This is a genomic window from Micromonospora sp. R311 (assembly GCF_056780015.1).
In genome coordinates, this window is record NZ_JBSWCE010000060.1 from 1 (window position 1) to 16,563 (window position 16,563).

At 73.4% G+C, this 16,563-nt stretch carries 19 protein-coding genes; 13 read left to right on the forward strand and 6 right to left on the reverse strand.

All coding sequences use genetic code 11. The features are described from left to right. Window positions 1-73: 73 nt before the first annotated feature. Together AC1WTP_RS32215 and AC1WTP_RS32220 are read right to left on the reverse strand one after the other, a co-directional pair. Window positions 74-1,252, reverse strand: a complete 1,179-nt coding sequence (locus AC1WTP_RS32215) for a winged helix DNA-binding domain-containing protein (protein WP_481653001.1) — start codon at window positions 1,250-1,252, stop codon at window positions 74-76. Further along, the gene (locus AC1WTP_RS32220) at window positions 1,249-2,367 is read right to left on the reverse strand and encodes an epoxide hydrolase family protein (RefSeq protein WP_481653002.1); all 1,119 of its coding nucleotides are present in this window, start codon (window positions 2,365-2,367) and stop codon (window positions 1,249-1,251) included. Before AC1WTP_RS32220 ends, AC1WTP_RS32215 begins: the two co-directional genes overlap by 4 nt. A 63-nt stretch (window positions 2,368-2,430) precedes the next feature. Here AC1WTP_RS32220 and AC1WTP_RS32225 point away from each other — a divergent pair, with 63 nt between their 5' ends. After that, a complete protein-coding gene (locus tag AC1WTP_RS32225; protein ID WP_481653003.1) occupies window positions 2,431-3,429 on the forward strand; it encodes a helix-turn-helix transcriptional regulator in 999 nt (332 codons plus the stop codon). Window positions 3,430-3,619: 190 nt separating this feature from the next. Next, window positions 3,620-4,003, forward strand: a complete 384-nt coding sequence (locus tag AC1WTP_RS32230) for a UBP-type zinc finger domain-containing protein (protein WP_481653004.1) — start codon at window positions 3,620-3,622, stop codon at window positions 4,001-4,003. 76 nt (window positions 4,004-4,079) lie between these two features. Here AC1WTP_RS32230 and AC1WTP_RS32235 read toward each other — a convergent pair whose 3' ends face one another. Next, complete coding sequence (locus AC1WTP_RS32235; RefSeq protein ID WP_481653005.1) at window positions 4,080-4,682, reverse strand: DUF4291 domain-containing protein; 603 nt, start codon at window positions 4,680-4,682, stop codon at window positions 4,080-4,082. A gap of 94 nt (window positions 4,683-4,776) precedes the next feature. On the opposite strand from AC1WTP_RS32235, the gene AC1WTP_RS32240 reads away from it, so the two are divergent. The 4 genes from AC1WTP_RS32240 to AC1WTP_RS32255 all read left to right on the forward strand — a co-directional run bounded on the left by AC1WTP_RS32240 (window position 4,777) and on the right by AC1WTP_RS32255 (window position 7,322). After that, complete coding sequence (locus AC1WTP_RS32240) at window positions 4,777-5,271, forward strand: type II toxin-antitoxin system PemK/MazF family toxin (protein ID WP_481653006.1); 495 nt, start codon at window positions 4,777-4,779, stop codon at window positions 5,269-5,271. Between the two features lie 127 nt (window positions 5,272-5,398). Beyond that, window positions 5,399-5,743 carry an ArsR/SmtB family transcription factor gene (locus AC1WTP_RS32245; RefSeq protein ID WP_481653026.1) on the forward strand — a complete coding sequence of 115 codons (345 nt, stop codon included), beginning with the start codon at window positions 5,399-5,401 and terminating at the stop codon, window positions 5,741-5,743. Continuing rightward, window positions 5,727-6,200 (forward strand): SRPBCC family protein, encoded by a 474-nt coding sequence (locus tag AC1WTP_RS32250; RefSeq protein WP_481653007.1) that lies wholly within the window; start codon window positions 5,727-5,729, stop codon window positions 6,198-6,200. The genes AC1WTP_RS32245 and AC1WTP_RS32250 overlap by 17 nt, the downstream gene beginning before the upstream one ends. 102 nt (window positions 6,201-6,302) lie before the next feature. Beyond that, the gene (locus AC1WTP_RS32255; protein ID WP_481653008.1) at window positions 6,303-7,322 is read left to right on the forward strand and encodes a phosphotransferase enzyme family protein; all 1,020 of its coding nucleotides are present in this window, start codon (window positions 6,303-6,305) and stop codon (window positions 7,320-7,322) included. Window positions 7,323-7,353: 31 nt separating this feature from the next. Here the strand turns inward: AC1WTP_RS32255 and AC1WTP_RS32260 are convergent, their stop codons facing one another. Beyond that, window positions 7,354-8,004 carry a GGDEF domain-containing protein gene (locus AC1WTP_RS32260; RefSeq protein WP_481653009.1) on the reverse strand — a complete coding sequence of 217 codons (651 nt, stop codon included), beginning with the start codon at window positions 8,002-8,004 and terminating at the stop codon, window positions 7,354-7,356. A 231-nt stretch (window positions 8,005-8,235) separates the two neighbouring features. On the opposite strand from AC1WTP_RS32260, the gene AC1WTP_RS32265 reads away from it, so the two are divergent. After that, window positions 8,236-8,475 (forward strand): DUF397 domain-containing protein, encoded by a 240-nt coding sequence (locus AC1WTP_RS32265; protein WP_481653010.1) that lies wholly within the window; start codon window positions 8,236-8,238, stop codon window positions 8,473-8,475. A 121-nt stretch (window positions 8,476-8,596) separates the two neighbouring features. Further along, complete coding sequence (locus tag AC1WTP_RS32270) at window positions 8,597-9,484, forward strand: helix-turn-helix domain-containing protein (RefSeq protein ID WP_481653011.1); 888 nt, start codon at window positions 8,597-8,599, stop codon at window positions 9,482-9,484. A gap of 518 nt (window positions 9,485-10,002) precedes the next feature. On the opposite strand, the gene AC1WTP_RS32275 is transcribed toward AC1WTP_RS32270, so the two are convergent. Then, complete coding sequence (locus AC1WTP_RS32275; RefSeq protein ID WP_481653012.1) at window positions 10,003-11,229, reverse strand: serine hydrolase domain-containing protein; 1,227 nt, start codon at window positions 11,227-11,229, stop codon at window positions 10,003-10,005. 382 nt (window positions 11,230-11,611) lie between these two features. Here AC1WTP_RS32275 and AC1WTP_RS32280 point away from each other — a divergent pair, with 382 nt between their 5' ends. After that, window positions 11,612-12,388, forward strand: coding sequence for a MerR family transcriptional regulator (locus tag AC1WTP_RS32280; RefSeq protein WP_481653013.1), 777 nt, complete (start codon window positions 11,612-11,614; stop codon window positions 12,386-12,388). Window positions 12,389-12,539: 151 nt separating this feature from the next. Here the strand turns inward: AC1WTP_RS32280 and AC1WTP_RS32285 are convergent, their stop codons facing one another. After that, window positions 12,540-12,755, reverse strand: a complete 216-nt coding sequence (locus AC1WTP_RS32285; protein ID WP_481653014.1) for a hypothetical protein — start codon at window positions 12,753-12,755, stop codon at window positions 12,540-12,542. A 218-nt stretch (window positions 12,756-12,973) separates the two neighbouring features. On the opposite strand from AC1WTP_RS32285, the gene AC1WTP_RS32290 reads away from it, so the two are divergent. From AC1WTP_RS32290 to AC1WTP_RS32305, 4 genes are all read left to right on the forward strand, one after another. Beyond that, window positions 12,974-13,465, forward strand: coding sequence for an SAM-dependent methyltransferase (locus AC1WTP_RS32290; protein WP_481653015.1), 492 nt, complete (start codon window positions 12,974-12,976; stop codon window positions 13,463-13,465). A gap of 134 nt (window positions 13,466-13,599) precedes the next feature. After that, the gene (locus AC1WTP_RS32295) at window positions 13,600-14,661 is read left to right on the forward strand and encodes a LacI family DNA-binding transcriptional regulator (protein WP_481653016.1); all 1,062 of its coding nucleotides are present in this window, start codon (window positions 13,600-13,602) and stop codon (window positions 14,659-14,661) included. A gap of 2 nt (window positions 14,662-14,663) precedes the next feature. Then, window positions 14,664-14,867, forward strand: coding sequence for a hypothetical protein (locus AC1WTP_RS32300; RefSeq protein WP_481653017.1), 204 nt, complete (start codon window positions 14,664-14,666; stop codon window positions 14,865-14,867). Window positions 14,868-14,992: 125 nt separating this feature from the next. Continuing rightward, on the forward strand, window positions 14,993-16,501 hold the full coding sequence (locus tag AC1WTP_RS32305; RefSeq protein ID WP_481653018.1) for a serine/threonine-protein kinase: 1,509 nt from the start codon (window positions 14,993-14,995) through the stop codon (window positions 16,499-16,501). Window positions 16,502-16,563 lie beyond the last annotated feature (62 nt).

The following is a 16,563-nucleotide window of genomic DNA, read 5'->3' on the forward strand; positions in this document are numbered from 1 at the left end:
TTGCGTCACAACATGATCCTGGATGCCCTCTCTTCATACCCAGACATCGACCCCTGACATCGGAACTACTCGTCTAGGCGTGGGGGCCGACGCTGATCGGGCCGATGGTCAGTGACGGCCTGCCTTCCAGGATCTGGCCGACCCGCTCGACCTGCGCGTCCAGCGCCCGCCGCTGACCGGCGCGCAACGGGGTCAACGGCTCCACCGTGATGTGGATCGTGCGGCCGGAGCGACGCTGGTGCCACACCCCGGCCACCAACCCGTCCACCAGCAGCACCGGGTAGTTGCCGGCCTGGCCGCCGGCCAGGGCCCGCTGCCCGGCGGCCCCCGGGAACACCAACTCCCGAGGGTGGCAGCCGACCTGGTAGACGTCGAAGTACGGCAGCAGCCGGACGCCGGTGGGGCGGTCCGCCGGGAAGTCGGTGTCGCCGGCGGCCACCCACGCCGGGGCCCCCTCGACGGTGACCTGTTCCAGCTCCAGCGACGCGAACAGCTCGGCCGCCCACCGCCGCGGCGCCGACAGCCACTGGGCGAAGTGGGCCGGGGCGGCCGGGCCGTACGCGTACAGGTAGTGGCGCACCAGGTCGGCGAGCGCGGCCGGGCCGGCCATCGGTGTGAACCCGGGCAGCCAGCGCAGCGGGCTGGTGTAGGTGGTGGCGCGGCCCCGGTTCGGCCCGAAGCACATCGCCCCGCACCGGCTCGCCGCTCCCATCGCCACCATCCACCGCGGCCACTTGTCCTGGAAGGCGTCCAACACCCGGTCGCCGGCCCACGGGCCGGTGCGGGCCACGACCTGCTCGGTCAGCTCCGCCGGGGTCAGCTCGGCGTCGCGCAGCGCGTCCGCGATGGCCGCCACCACCTGCCCGGTCTGCTCGGCGGTGAGCAGGCCGTGGCCCTGCTCGTAGGGCGCGGCCGGCACCGCGGACAGCGCGCCGGTCCACATCGGCAGGTCCGCGGCGGCGAACAGGTGCACGGTGCCGCGCGGTCCGCGCGTCTTGACCAGCGTGCGGTCCGTCCACAGCGCCTGGCGGACCGTGCTACGGGTGGCGCCGGCGACCCGCAGCCCGATCGACAGCTCGGCGGCCGAGGCGACCTGCGCGTGCGCGCCGCAGATCGCGGAGACGACGCCGGCCAGCGGATCCGCCTCCGCACCGGCCGGGCCGACGTCCACCGGAGGCGAGCCGGCGGGCGCCGCCAGCGCGTGCCGCTCCAGCCGCCGGGCGCACACCTGTGCCCAGGTCAGGCGGGTCATCGCAGCTTCCCGAAGAAGGCCCGGATGTCGGCCGCGTGGGCCTGCGGTACCTCCATCGCCACGAAGTGACCGCCCGGGTTCCCCTCCGGCCAGTGGATGATCTTGTTGTGCCGCTCGGCGAGGCGGCGGAACAGCGGCGGCCCGCCGCTGTAGACGCCGCTGGGCACCAGGGCCTGCCCCTTCGGCCAGACGAAGTGGGTGCTGTCGTACATGAACCAGGACGAGGTGCCCGCCGTGCCGGTCAGCCAGTACAGCGTCGCGTTGGTCAGGATCTGGTCCCGGGCGATGGCCTGCTCGGGTGTGCCAGCGGTGATGGTGAACTCCTTGAACTTCTGGACCAGCCAGGCCAGCAGCCCGACCGGGGAGTCGTGCCAGCCGTACGCGAAGGTCTGCGGCGCGGCCCGCAGCAGGCCGTGGTGGTCCACGCCGCCGTTCATCCACTGTTGCATCTCGGCGTAGAGCGCGCGCTCCTCGTCGCTCATGTCCGGCACGTCGGCGTCGGTGGGGAACCCGAACCCGCCGTCGATGTGCACCCCGACGACGTGCTCGGGGTCCACCACGGCCACCTCCGGCGCCACGTAGGCACCGAGGTCGCCGCCCTGGGTGCCGTACCGGTCGTAGCCGAGGCGGCGCATCAGCTCGGCCCACATCCGGGCCACCCGACCGACCGTGAACCCGGTGCCGGGCGGTGCCTGGGAGAACCCGAAGCCCCGCACCGACGGCACCACCACGTGGAAGGCGTGCGCCGGGTCGGCCCCGTGGGCCCGCGGGTCGGTCAGCGGCCCGATCAGCTCGGTGAACTCCACGATCGAGTTCGGCCAGCCGTGGGTGAGGATCAGCGGCAGCGCGTCCGGCTCCGGCGAGCGGACGTGCAGGAAGTGCACGTCCAGCCCGTCGATCTCGGTGACGAACTGGGGAAACTCGTTCAGCCGGGCCTCCTGCGCCCGCCAGTCGTACCCGGTGGCCCAGTGGCCGGCCAGGTCCCGCAGGTAGTCCAGTGGCACCCCGCGGCTCCAGCCGTCACCGGGCAGCTGCCGTGGCCAGCGGGTGCGGGTGAGCCGGTCGCGCAGGTCGTCGAGGTCCGCTTGCGGGATGTCGATCCGGAAGGGCGTCATGCGGACCACGCTAGGACCCATATAGGTCAGGTTCTGGCACACATCGCGGGGTAGTTTGACGCCATGTCCGACACCCCGGCCCGGCTGCTGACCCTGCTGTCGCTCCTGCAGACCCCGCGCGAGTGGCCCGGCAGCGAACTGGCCGCCCGGCTCGGGGTCAGCATGCGGACCATCCGCCGCGACGTGGAGCGCCTGCGCGAGCTGGGCTACCCCGTCCAGGCCACGATGGGCGCGGTCGGCGGATACCGGCTGGTCGCGGGCAAGGCCATGCCGCCACTGCTGCTCGACGACGAGGAGGCGGTGGCGATCGCGGTGGGGCTGCGCACCGCGGCCGGGCACGCGGTGACCGGCATCGAGGAGGCGTCCGTACGGGCGCTGGCGAAGCTGGAGCAGGTGCTGCCGGCGCGGCTGCGGCACCGGGTCGGCGCGCTCGGCGCCGCCACCGAACCCCTGCTCACCTGGCACCGGCCGACGGTGGATCCCGAACAGCTGACCGGGCTCGCCGCCGCCATCGCCAACCGGGAACGGCTGCGGTTCACCTACCGTCGGCACGACGGGGAAACCGGTGAGCGGCGGGTGGAGCCGCACCGGCTGGTGTCGGCGGGGCGCCGGTGGTATCTGGTCGGCTACGACAACGACCGGGACGACTGGCGGATCTTCCGGGTGGATCGGATCGCCGAGCCGGTGGCCATCGGGGTGCGCACCGCGCCGCGGCAACTGCCCGCCGCCGACGCCGCCGCGTACGTGACCGCCAGGGCGATGGAGCTGGCCCCGGTCTACCGGGCGGTGGCGACCCTGCACGCGCCCGTCGAGGCGGTTGCCGGCCGGCTCGGCGACTCGCCCGGCGACCTGGTGCCGATCGACGCGGACCGGTGCCGGCTGACCAGCCACACCGACACCCTGGACTGGCTGGCCTGGCGGCTGCTGACGCTCGGCTGCGACGTCGAGGTGCACGAACCGCCGGAGCTGATCGCGTACCTGCGCGAGATCAGCCTCCGGGCCGGCCGTGCGGCGGGACCGCCGCCCGGCCAGGCCCCGCGCAGTCGGAAACAGACCGCGTAGCGACGGCCCGGTTGGAACTCGCGACACCGAGCCGATCTCAGCCCCATAGGCCGAGTGCCGGCCCACAGCCGACGGGGGCGGGTGCGCGCCGACGCTTCCGGGTGCCAGACTGCGGAGCCGGGGCGACCCGGCGGGACACGTACGGATCGATCCCGACCGTCGGCGACCATGAGCCGGGAAGGAACACATCGTGGGTGACCAGACCAAGCCCAAGCCGGAGCCGCTGGCCGTAACCGCGGCGATCGACCCTGCCGTGCCACCGAGCGGCCCGGGCTGCATGGAGTGCGAATCCTCCGGCGGCTGGTGGTTCCACCTGCGCCGCTGCGCGGCCTGCGGCCATGTCGGCTGCTGCGACTCCTCGCCCAGCCAGCACGCGACCGCTCACGCAGCCGTGACGGGTCACGCGGTCATTCAGAGCTACGAACCTGGCGAGTCGTGGTTCTGGGACTACTCCAATGATCAGTTCTACGCCGACGGGCCGGCACTGGCCGAGCCGCACTCGCATCCCTCCGACCAGCCCGCCCCCGGTCCCCGGGGTCGGGTGCCGGAGGACTGGAAGACCCGGCTGCACTGACGGACTCGATGCCACGGCCGACTCCCGAGGCCGCGGGGTCGATGTGGCGCCGGGCCGTGGGGAGCGTGCTGACCCGTCATGGCGTCGTCGCACCGACGACGGCTGCCACGTCGGGCGGCAGCGGGTACGGGCGCTCGGGCGGCAGCAGCGCCTCGGCGGCCGGGTCGTCGCCGGCGTCGAGCAGCTCGCGGATGGCGCGGGCGGTCGGGGTCACGTCGGTCAGGCCGACCAGCCACTCGTCGGCGTACCGCCGCACCGCCTCGCCGGAGACTCCGACCTGCACCGACCGGTGCGGCAGCGGGGCCAGCCGCAGCGAGCGCTCCGGATCCCACTGCACCCGGACCGGACTGGACCGTAGCTGACGCGACCAGGCCGCCCGGTCGGCGTACCGGTGCGGGTCGTAGCTGCTCAGGCAGGCATGCGCCAGCGCCCACTCGAACCCGGCGCGGGTGATCTCGACGGCCAGCACGCGTTCCTGTCCCGGCTTGGTCGCCCAGCCGCAGCGGTACATCATCCAGCGGAACGACGGCTTGATCCAGGTCATCCGCTCCCGCCTGAACGGCGGCACGAAGCCTCCAGCGGCCAGCGCGGCGTCGGCGATCTCCGACGGGTAGGCCTGGTAGACGGTGATGGTGTCCGCCGAGTAGCGGGCACGGATCTGGTGGGCGGGTACGGACATGCCGACGATCATCGACGATCGGCCGGCCCGGCTCCACCGCATTGCGTGCGGCCTCCGCCAGGCCGGCGGGAGGCCAACGGATAGGCTGCCCGCCGTGGCAGGTCTGTTGAGGAACGTGGCGGCACGCATCAGCCGGGTGGGTGGAGCGGTCGTCCCGCGTCCCCGGCGCTCCGAGCCCGCGCCGGCGCAGGTCGCCCGGCGGCGCCAGGTCGCCGCGCTACAGCGCCGTGAGCTGACGTACGCCCCGGAGCTGGACGGGCACGCCGACCCGGGGGAGATCGTCTGGACCTGGGTGCCGTACGAGGACGACCCGCGGCAGGGCAAGGACCGCCCGGTGCTGGTGGTGGGCCGGCACAGCCGGACGCTGTACGGGCTGATGCTCTCCAGCCAGAGCGAGCGGGACGGGCAGCGGCACTGGCTCGCCCTCGGCCCCGGCTCCTGGGACCGCGACAACCGGCCCAGCTGGCTGCGGTTGGACCGGGTGCTGACCATGCGGGAGGACAGCATCCGGCGCGAGGGCGCGGTGCTGGACCGGGCCCGCTTCGACCGGGTGGCTCGGGCTCTGCGCGCCGGCTACGGCTGGCGCTGACCGGGGGGCCGTCAGGCTCGTCCAGCCCCGGATCGCCGGAACCCGTTTTTCCGAACCGTCTTGACAGGGCTCCTGCGACGAGTACATTCAACTTATCGGTTTATAAACCAGATGGTTGAGAGCGATGATGTCAGCAGACTCGGTCAGCACTGTCTTCGCCGCCCTCGCGGATCCGACCCGACGGGCCATCCTGGCCCGGCTGGCGGCCGGCGAGGCGACGGTCAACGAGTTGGCGGAGCCGTTCCCGGTGAGCGTCCAGGCCATCTCCAAGCACCTCAACGTGCTGGAGCGCGCCGGGTTGATCGTCCGCACCCGCGAGGCGCAGTGGCGCCGGTGCCGCCTCGATCCGGCGCCGCTGCGCACGCTCGCCGAGTGGGTCGACCAGTACCGCCGGCTCTGGGACGACCGTTACGACACGTTGGACAGCTACCTACGAGAACTGAAGGAGAACAGCGATGAGTCAGCTCAGTGACCTGGTCGTGGAGCTTCCGTCCGACCGCGAGATCACCCTCACCCGCGCCTTCGACGCCCCGCGCGAGCTGGTCTTCGCCGCGCACAGCCAGGCCGAGCACCTGAAGCGCTGGTGGGGCCGGGGCAACCCACTCGACGTCGAGATCGACTTCCGGGTGGGCGGCCGCTACCGCTACGTCGAGCACGCCCAGGACGGCAACGACTACGCCTTCCGCGGTGAGTTCCGCGAGATCCAGGCGCCCGAGCGGATCGTGCAGACCTTCGAGTTCGAGGGAATGCCGGGGCACGTGGCGGTCGAGACGCTGGTCTTCACCGAGCAGGACGGCCGGACCGTGGTGACCGGGACGACTCGCTTCGACACCAAGGAGGAGCGCGACGGCATGATCGGCTCCGGCATGGAGCAGGGCGCCGCCGAGTCGTACAACGCGCTCGACGAGTACCTCAAGACCCTGGCCTGATCCACGGGCGGGCGCCGCGGCCGGCACCGGCCGTGGCGCTTCGCCGTGCGGGCCGGCGATATCCGGTATGCCGGACGCCGCGGCCGGTGGCAGGTTGTACCGATGGTCGACGACCCGATTCCGCCGACCGACTGGGTGCGCCACGACTTCGGGGTGCGCCTCACCGCCACCGAGCCGGTCGACCTCGGCGCCGACCGGCGCGCCCTGCTGTGGCGGGCCCGCGCCGCCGACGGCGCCGGGTACGCGGTCAAGCTGAGCGGCGGCGGCACCCCGGCCGGCCTGATCGTCTCGGCGCACCTCGCCGGGCAGGGGGTGCCGGGGATCCCCGGGCCGCTGCCCAGCCGGGACGGTCGACCGTGGAGCGTCCGGGACGGCCGCCGCCTCTCGGTCCTGCCCTGGGTCTCCGACGAGCGGGCGCTCGACGGTGCGATGACCGACGCCCACTGGCGGTCGTACGGCGAGGTGCTGGCCCGGGTGCACGCGGCGGAGGTGACCGACGAGCTGGCCGGGCTGCTGCCGCCCGGCGGCGGCGCTCTCCCGGCGGCGCTCGCCACCGTACGCGCCGTGGCGGAGCGGTTGCGCCGGCGCCGGCCGGGCGACCCGCTCGCCGACGAGCTGGCCCGGGTCTGGTCGGCGACGGCGGACCGGGCGGCGGAGCTGGCGGGCGAGGTGGAGCCACTCGGCGCCGAGCTGCGTGCCCGGCCGGGACGGGGCGTGATCTGCCACGGCGATCCGCATCTGGGCAACGTGCTGCTCGGGACCGGCGGCCGGGTCTGGCTGGTCGACTGGGACGACGCGGTGCTCGCCCCGCCCGAGTGCGACCTGATGTTCGTCTTCGGTGGGGTGCTGGCCTTCGCCCCGGTCACCGCGGCGCAGCAGGCCGAGTTCCGCACCGGCTACGGCGCGGTGGAGCCGGATCCGGCCCGGCTGGCCTGGTTCCTCACCGTCCGCGCGCTGGACGACCTCGGCGACTGGGCGGCGCAGGTGCTCGACGTGGGGCTGGCCGAGGGGGAGCGGTGGAGGGCGTTGGAGATCGTCCGGGGCATCGTCTCGCCGGTCGGGCTGGTCACCCTCGCCCGCTCGGCCCTGCGCGACCTCGGCCGGCCGCCGGCCGCCGGGTGAGCGCACCTCGCCACAGGCGGGCCGACCGCGGTCAGCACTCGGCGAGGCGGGGGCTGTCCACCAGTTGCGGCGGCACCCGGCCGGTGCCGAGGCTCTTGGCCCGGTACATGGCGGCGTCGGCGCGACCGAGCGCCTCGCTGAGCTGAGCCGGGCCGGCGACCGGAGCGAGCCCCACCGATGCGGTCACCCGCACGCTGCGCCCGGCGAGCGGGATCGGCGCGGCGAGGGTCTCGCCGAGTCGCCGGGTGGCGTGGTCGATCCACCGCCGGTCGACGGTAGGGCTGGCCAGCAGGCCGGCGAACTCGTCACCGCCCAGCCGGGCCACCAGGTTGTCGCCCGCGAAGGCGGCGAACCGCTCGGCGACCCTGATCAGCACCTGGTCGCCGGCGGCGTGGCCGAAGCGGTCGTTGACCTGCTTGAAGTCATCGAGGTCGATGACCACCGCGATCAACGGCTGCCCGTCGGCCCGGGTGAGCAGGGTGGCGGCCAGGCGGTAGAAGGCGCGGCGGTTGGGCAGGCCGGTGAGCGGGTCGTGGCTGGCCGCGTGCCGTTCCGCCGCGAGTTCGGCCTGGAGGTGGTCGATCTCGGCCTCGGCGCGCAGCGCCCGCTGGCGCAGCTGCCAGGAGGTGAGAAGCGCGCCAGCAGCGCAGATGCCGGACGCCACGGACAACGGATCCGGCACGAGCCCTCCCATCACCGCAACACCTCCGGCCGGCCGGGCGGCTGTGCGGCTGCCGGTGCAGACCCAGGCCGGGTGACTCAACGTGAACGGATGAGCACCGTTCACGTGCGTTATCATGCTCGCCGTCCGATGCAGATGCAAGAGCAGATGCACGTGCAGGAAGCCCGTCGTCGATCGCTGCCATCACCCCGGCCGGCGCCGGCGGGCTCCCGGAGAGAAAGACACCCCCTGATGCAGCAGCCCCCCAACGGCGTCCTCACCAACCAGCTGCCCCCGCTGACCTGGCAGAAGAGCCGCCGGAGCAACCCCAGCGGCAACTGCGTCGAGCTGGCCAAGCTGCCCGGCGGGACCGGCATCGCGGTGCGCAACTCGCGCCACCCGGACGGGCCGGCGCTGATCTACACAGTGGACGAGATCGCCGCTTTCGTGCTCGGCGCCCGGGAGGGTGACTTCGACCACCTGATCGGCTGACCGGTCGTCCCGTCGTCCGGCCCGGCTCCGCCGTTACGGAGGAGTTCACCTCACTCACGGTCCATGGCATGCTTACACGTCGGCCGGGCGGGGGCGCCCGACCGGGTGCGGAGGGCGGCACATGACCATGGTTTCCGCCGAGGGAGGTCCGGCGACCGGCCCCACCGTGCTGCGGATGCTGCTCGGCGCCCAGTTGCGGCGGCTCCGCGAGGCCAGTGGGGTGACCCGGGAGGGCGCCGGCTGGGAGATCCGCGCCTCCGAGTCCAAGATCAGCCGGATGGAGCTGGGCCGGGTCGGGTTCAAGGAGCGCGACGTCGCGGACCTGCTCACCCTCTACGGTGTCACCGCCCCCGAGGAGCGCGAGCCGCTGCTCAAGCTCGCCCGGGACGCCAACAGCCCGGGCTGGTGGCACCGGTACGCCGACGTGCTGCCCAGCTGGTTCCAGTCCTACCTCGGGCTGGAGGCCGCCGCCGCGCTGATCCGCACCTACGAGGTGCAGTTCGTCCCCGGCCTGCTGCAGACCCCGGCGTACGCCCGGGCCGTGGTGCTGCTCGGCCATGCCCGGGCCGACGCCGCGGAGATCGACCGCCGGGTCGCGCTGCGGATGCAACGCCAGCAGCTGTTGCGCCACCCGAATCCGCCGCAGCTGTGGGCGGTGGTCGACGAGGCGGCGCTGCGCCGGCCGATCGGCGGCCCGCAGGTCATGCGGGACCAGTTGACGGCGCTGATCGAGGCGACCGCGTCGCCGAACATCCGGTTGCAGGTGGTCCCGTTCACGGCCGGCGGGCACGCCGCGGCCGGCGGCGCCTTCAGCATCCTGCGCTTCGGCGACCAGGACCTGCCCGACATCGTCTACATCGAACAGCTCACCAGCGCGCTCTACCTCGACAAGCGGGACGACCTCGAGTACTACGCGGTGGCGATGGAGCGGCTCTGTGTCGAGGCCGAGCCGCCGGAGCGGACCGCGGAGATCCTCGCCCGGGTCCGGGACGAGCTCTACCCGCGGTGATCACGCTCGCGGTCCGATGGGCGGTAGCCTGAGCAACCGGCGACAGTGGACGGACGCCACGCGTGGCGCGAGACTCGTGGAGGCAGCCTTGACCACCGATGCTCAGGGGGCCGCGACCGGCTCCGCCCACCCCAGCGACCGCATCGACACCTCGGTGGCCCATCGCAGAACTCCCCTGCACGTGGCGCCTGAGGGGATGCGCAAAGGGCCCGCCCTCCGCGCTCTGGCGGGAAGCGGGCCCTGGCTGTCCAGCCCGGAGAGGGGGGACTACTTCTTCGACGCGGATTCGGAGGCGGAAGAGATGGTGTAGGTCCAGCGCGAGTACCACCGTCACCGTAGACCGTGGAGCCGCCCGTGTAGTCGATGCGGTAGGGCACTCCTCCGCCCGCCTCGCACCTACCCACCTCGTCCCAGGCGAGAGCGGAGATGACATCGGGATCGGGGGCGGCCGGTGACCGGGCAGGACTTCGACCGCGTCGACCGGTTGTGCCTGCTCCCCCCGGCGCCCGCGCTCGGTGTCAGTCGTCGATGGTTTGGTAGAGGGTGGTCCAGAAGTCGTGGATGAGTCGCGGCGAGTCCAGGGTGGACATCCCGGTCTGGGTGAACAGGATGCCGGTGAGCTGGTTGGTCGGGTCGGCGTAGGCGGTGGTACCGGTGCCGCCGTCCCAGCCGAACTGGCCGGTGGGGGCGTAGTCGCCGCGGTAGGTGCGCACCCCCATCCCGAAGCCCCAGCCGCCGTGCTGTCCCTGACCGGCCGTCAGATGGGCGATGTTCTTGTACATGGCGTCCCGGGCAGCCTCTTGCTCGGGGGTGAGGCGGTTGGTGGTCATCAGCTCGACGGCGGCCCGGGACAAGATCCGTTGGCCTTCGTGCATGCCGCCATTGAGCAGCATCTGGAAGTAGGCGCGGTAGTCGTCGGCGGTGGAGACCAGCGCGCTGGCGCCCTGGAATGCCGGAGGCTGGCTGGCCCGACCGCCTTCTGCCTCGTCCCACAAGGTGAACTCGCCGGTCTGCGGGGCGGGCCCGTACAGAGGCGGCAGCCGGTCAATCTTGCTGGCGGGCACGTGGAACCCGGTGTCCGTCATGCCCAGCGGGTCGAGGACGCGTTCGCGCAGGAACGTCTCCAACGACTGGCCGGCGACCCGAGCGACCAGCACGCCGAGTACCTCGTAGCTGAGGTCGTACAGCCACCGCTGGCCGGGCTGGTACGCCAGCGGCAGCTCGCCGAGGCGGCGCATCCACTCGTCCGGGTGGGGCGCCGGCCCGGAGGCCACGCTGTAGTCGGTGGCCTTGAAGGTCGCAGCCCTGATCGGGGAGTCCATCATCGCGAAATCCACGCCGAGCCCGAACGTGGAGGTCAACAGGTCCCGTACGGTGATCGGCCGCCGCGCCGGGACCGTGTCCTCTAGCGGGCCGTCGGGCCGCCTCAGCACGCGCCGGTCGGCGAGTTCGGGCAGCCACGGATCCACCGGCTCCTCCAGCCGCAGCCTGCACTCATCGAGCAGGACCATCGCCGCCGCCGTCGTGACCGGCTTGGACACCGACGCCATCCGGAAGATCGTGTCCCGGCGCATTGGCGCGCCACCCTCGGCGCGCATCGTCCCGATCGCTTCGACGTGCGTTTGGCCTCCCCGGCTGACCAGGGCGACCAGCCCGGGAATTTTTCCGGACTCGACATGGCGTGCCAGCACCTCGCGCAGTCGGCACAGTCCTGCCTCAGAGAATCCGCTGTTGCTCGGTCCCATCATGAATCTCCTCGTCCATAGTGTTCGGTCTCACGGCGGACCTGGTGGCCACCGGCCCCTTCGAGGCGGCCATACGGTGAGCGTGCACCCTGACCTAAGGTCAAGGTCAACCCCTTGTCGCGATCATGGGCTGACCTCCGCCGACCTCAGGCGTCCCCGTGGGCTGGGCCAGAGGCTGGGCCGCGGTCCGCGCGGTCCGGCGCGGTGATGGACTGGACCAGACGCGCGCTACCCTGACCCTGTGATCACCCGCCACCAGTACCCCAGGTGAATGCGAAGGTCGTCGGCGACCACGGCTGGATCCCACCCAAGGACTTCCGGGCCGTCGCCGACACGGTGTGCGAGACCGCAGCCACCCGCGATCGTGAGGTGCGCTGAGCCGATGGCAGACGGGCTCACCATCGGTCAGGCGGCGGCGTTCGTCGGCGTCACGATCAAGACCGTGCGGCACTATCACCGGCTCGGCCTGGTCGCCGAGCCGAAACGTGACGATTCGGGCTACCGGCGTTATCGGTCAGCCGATCTGCTGCGGCTGGTTCAGGTCCGGACGCTGGCCGAGGCCGGCGTGCCGCTGGCCGAGATCGGTGACCTGCTCGACTCCGATCCCGAACCATTCGCCGCCGCGCTGGATGACGTCCATCGTCGGCTTACCGAACGGATCGAGGACCTGATCGCGCGCCGCGACACGCTGCACCGGCTCGCCCATGGTGACCGGGCCCTGCTGCCCGACCGTGCCTGCGCGGTCTTGGACCGACTCGCCGATCTTGCCTTCAGCCCCGACTACGTGGCCACCCAGCGGGAGGCTCTGGTGCTGGCCCGGGCACTGGCTCCGGAGATCTTCGACAGCTTCCTGACCCGGCTCGAACACTCGCTCGACGATCCCGAGTTCGTCGAGCTGACCAAGCGCGGCATCGATGCGATGTCCTGGGATCCCGACGACCCACGAATCGAGGAGCTGGCGTCCGCGCTGGCCGAGAAGCTGCTGGCCGACCGCGCGCTCCTGGCAACGCCGACCGGGTCTCAGAACCAGTCCGACGCCGCCGCCCGGTACGGACTGGTCAACCACCACCGGGAAGACCAAGCGCCAGCCATCGCCCGGTTGAACGCGCTGGTCGAGGCGAAACTGCGCGCGGTCGGCATCGACATCCCGAATCAATGACCGGCACCCGGCCACGGGCTCGTGCCCGCGCTCGCCAAGACGCTCACCGTGGCCACCCCAGCCCTTCGCAAGCCGGGCACGCCCTGGATCAAGCCGCCCCGCCCCGCCCCGCCTCGGCCGACGCCGAACCCGCTGGGCACGTACGGATCGGCTACGCCCGCGCCTCCACCGTCCGCCAGTCCCTCGACACCCAGCTCGACTGCAGGGCTCCCACGACCCCTCCGGCGTCGTGTTCACCGTGCGCGCCGCGCTGTCCGGGATGGAACGCGAGTACATCCGCGACCGCACCCTGGAAGGCCAGAATCGGCCGCAGCCGCGGCAAGACCATCGGCGGCGCCACCATCACCGACGACGCCATGCTCTCCATGGCCCTGCACCTGCGCACATAGAACCTCAGCCTGCGCGACATCGCCGCCCGCCTCGTCATCACCAAGGGCAAGAAGAAGGGCCGGCACCCCTCCCCGGCCACGGTCATGCGCATGTTCCGCGAACACGACGAGGAAGCCACTCCGGCATCGGCATCCGCCACAGGATGACCAACCGGTCCCCAGGTCCACGTTTCTGCTGGTCAGCCAAATCTGTTGGATGTTCGGCGGATGCTACGGCAACCCCAGTTCGGCGAAGGGCGCGACCGCGTACCTCGACGCCGACCTGCGCGACCCGGAGCGGATCGTGGCCCATCCCGACCTGCGCCGCACCATCGACCTGTCCCGGCCGGTCGGGTTGATGCTGGTGGCGATCCTGCACTTCGTGCCGGACGACGACGACCCGTGGGGCGTGGTCGGCCGGCTGCTCGACGCGGTGCCGGCGGGCAGTTACCTGGTCGCGTCGCACGCCACCGCCGACCACCTGCCGCCCGAGGTCGCCCGGGAGGCGAAGCCGGCGGGGCGGGGCGGCGGCCCGCACGGCCTGATCACCCTGCGCAGCCGCGCGGAGGTGGCCCGGTTCTTCGCCGGGCTGGAGGTGGTCGAGCCTGGCCTCACCTCGGTCGCGCGGTGGCGGGCCGAGGGCGAGCCGCAGCCCCGGCCGACGGCCGCCGAGGTCAGCATGTACGGGGCTGTCGCCCGCAAGCCCTGACGCCGCCACCCGGGCGGCATGCCCGGTGCGGTGCGTTTTCCATTCCCGTTGACCGATGGCGGCTCTCCGGCTAGTCTCTGAATCGATCCAGACTGAATCGATCCAGAAGGCCAGAGCCAGAGAGATGGTGCGCGGTGAAGCCGACCCTGCAGGCCGTCGCGGACGCCGTCGGCGTCTCCCGCAGCACCGTCTCCAACGCCTACAGCCGTCCCGACCAGCTCTCCGCCGAGCTGCGCCGACGGATCCTGGAGACCGCCCAGCAGATCGGCTACCCCGGCCCCAACCCCACCGCGCGGTCGCTGCGGCGCGGCTACGTCGGCGCCCTCGGCGTCCTCTTCGAGCCGGAGCTGTCGTACGCCTTCACCGACCCGTTCGCGGTCCGCTTCCTGGCCGGCGTCGCCGCCGCGGCAAAGCGGCACGGCACCAGCCTGCTGCTGGTGCCGGTGCCGCCCGACGAGGCGGTCGCCCGCCGGGCGGTGGAGAACGCCGCGGTCGACGGGTTCTGCGTCTACTGCGTCGGCGACGAGGGCTGGGTGGTCGACGTGCTGCGCGAGCGCGGCCTGCCGATCGTCACCACCGTGCCCCGCCCCGACGCGGGCCCCACCGACCGGTACGTCGGCATCGACGAGCGCGCCGCCGCCCGGTCGGTCGCCGCGCACGTGGCCGGGCTCGGCCACCGGCGGGTCGCGCTGCTCGGCGACGGGGTCCTGCCGGGCGCGCCGCCGGGCCCGCTGCGGCTCGCCGGGCCGGACGACGCCCCGCACCCCACCACCCGCGGTCGGCTCGCCGGCTTCGCCGACGCCTTCGCCGAGGTCGGCGTCGACTGGTCGGAGCTGACCGTGCTCACCGCCGCCGACAACAGCCGGGCGGCCGCCATCGCGGCGGTGACCGACGCGCTCGCCGCGGCGGATCCGCCGACGGCCGTGTTGGCCTGCTCCGACGTGCTGGCCCTGGGCGTGCTCGACGCGCTCGCCGCCCGCGCCGACGCCGCCCCACCCGTCTCGGTGACCGGCTTCGACGACATCGCCGAGGCCGCCGCGGCCGGTCTCACCACCGTCCGCCAGCCGGCCGAGGAGAAGGGGCGCATCGCCGCCGAGCTGCTGCTCGACCCGCCCACGGAACCCACCGCGGGGCACGTCCTGCTGCCCACCGCACTCGTCGTCCGGTCGTCCACCGGACCCGTCCCGAGGAGTTGACCATGGAACAGCCCACCGGCTACATCTTCGCCATCGACGCGGTGACCCGACACGTCAACTCCGCCCGGCCGGACGCGCCCGTCCGCCCCGAGCGGCCCCGGGCCGTACGGCTCGGGCCCACCCGTCAGGCCACGGCCGCCGCGCTGCGCCGGCTCGCCGACCGGATCCAGCCGGCGCCGCTGCCGGCGCCCCCGCGCTGCTCGTAGCCGCCGTCGCGGGTGGCGCCCGCCACCCGCGACACCACGCGCACCGACACGATCCGGGGCACCCGGGGCCGGACCGGGCACCGCGGTTGGTGACCGCTCGCCCCGGCCAGGCAGACTGGACGGCGATGTCGCCGTTCACTCCCAGCCTCCGGTTGCACGACCGGTACGTCCTGCGCGAGCGCATCGGCCTCGGCGGGATGTCCGAGGTGTGGCGCGCCGACGACGACGTGCTCGGGCGCCCGGTCGCCGTGAAGGCGCTCGCCGGCGAACTGGCGGCCGACCCGCAGCTGCGGGCCACCATCCAGCGCGAGGCCCGCGCCGCCGCCCGGCTCACCCACCCGCACGTCACCCAGGTGTACGACTACGGCGAGGCGACCCTGGCCGGCGGCACGGTGGTGCCGTACCTGGTGATGGAACTGGTCGAGGGACGCAACCTCGCCGACCGGCTCACCGCCGGCCCGCTCGCCTGGCCCGACGCGGTGCGGATGGCCGGTCAGGTCGCCGCCGCGCTGGCCGCCGCCCACCGCATCGGGGTGGTGCACCGCGACATCAAGCCGGGCAACGTCATGCTCACCGACACCGGCGCCAAGGTGCTCGACTTCGGCATTGCCGCGCTCGCCGGCCCGCACCACCCGCTCGCCGGGCAGACCGGTGAGCTGCTGATGGGTACGCCCGCGTACTTCGCGCCGGAGCGGATGAGGCCCGGGGCGCCGGACCCGGCCAGCGACGTCTACGCCCTCGGCGCGCTGCTCTACCGCACCCTCACCGGTCGGGCCCCGCTGCCCGTGCAGACCTGGGAGGACGCGATGGAGGTGCACGCCCGGCACACGCCGGTGCCGCCGCTGCGGATCCCCGGCCTGCCGGCCGACATCGCCGAGCTGACCCTGGCCTGCCTCGCCGCCGACCCGGCCCGCCGGCCCACCGCGGCGCAACTGGCCACCCGGTTCGGCGCCGGCCAGCCGGCCGACCCACCCACCGCGATCCTGCCCGCCGTGCCCGCCACCGGCACCGCCCGCCCGCCGGCCGGGCACCCGCCCACGCTGGTCGACCGGTCCCTGGCGTACCCGCGAGCGTCCGCGACCGCCGGTGGCGCGGCGGCGGGCCCGACCGGTCCGGCGGCGGGCGGCCCGCCGGACCGGTCGAACCGGGCGCTGACCGGGCTGGTCGCGGCCGGCCTGGCGCTGCTGGTCGGCCTGGTCGCCGTCCTCGTCCTCGGCGACGGCGGAGGGAACGCACCGAGCACGGCCGGCCCGTCCAGCACCGCCCCGGCCACGCCGCCCAGCTCCGCCGCGCCGGCCGATCCGGAGCCGAGCAGCGCGCCGCCGTCGACCAGCAGCCGCCCGCAGCCGATCGGGTTCCGCCAGTTGGCCGCCGAGTTCGCCGCGCTGCTCGCCGAGGCGCAGGCCCGGGGTGAGATCGACCGGCGGGCCGCCGAGGAGCTGCGGGACAAGCTCGTCGACCTGACCCGGGGCAAGCCGAAGGACCGGGCCAAGCGGGTCGAGGACCTGCGCGAACGTATCGCCGAGGAGGTTGAGCGGGAGCGCATCTCGCCGGACGCCGCGGCCCGCCTGAACGCCCTGCTCGACCGGGTCGGCGGCGCGGTGAACGGCGGCGCCGGGGACGACGACGACTGACCGGCTCAGCCGAGCGTGACCGGCGCCCCTTCGGCGGCCGGCCCGCACCACCTGCGCGTACG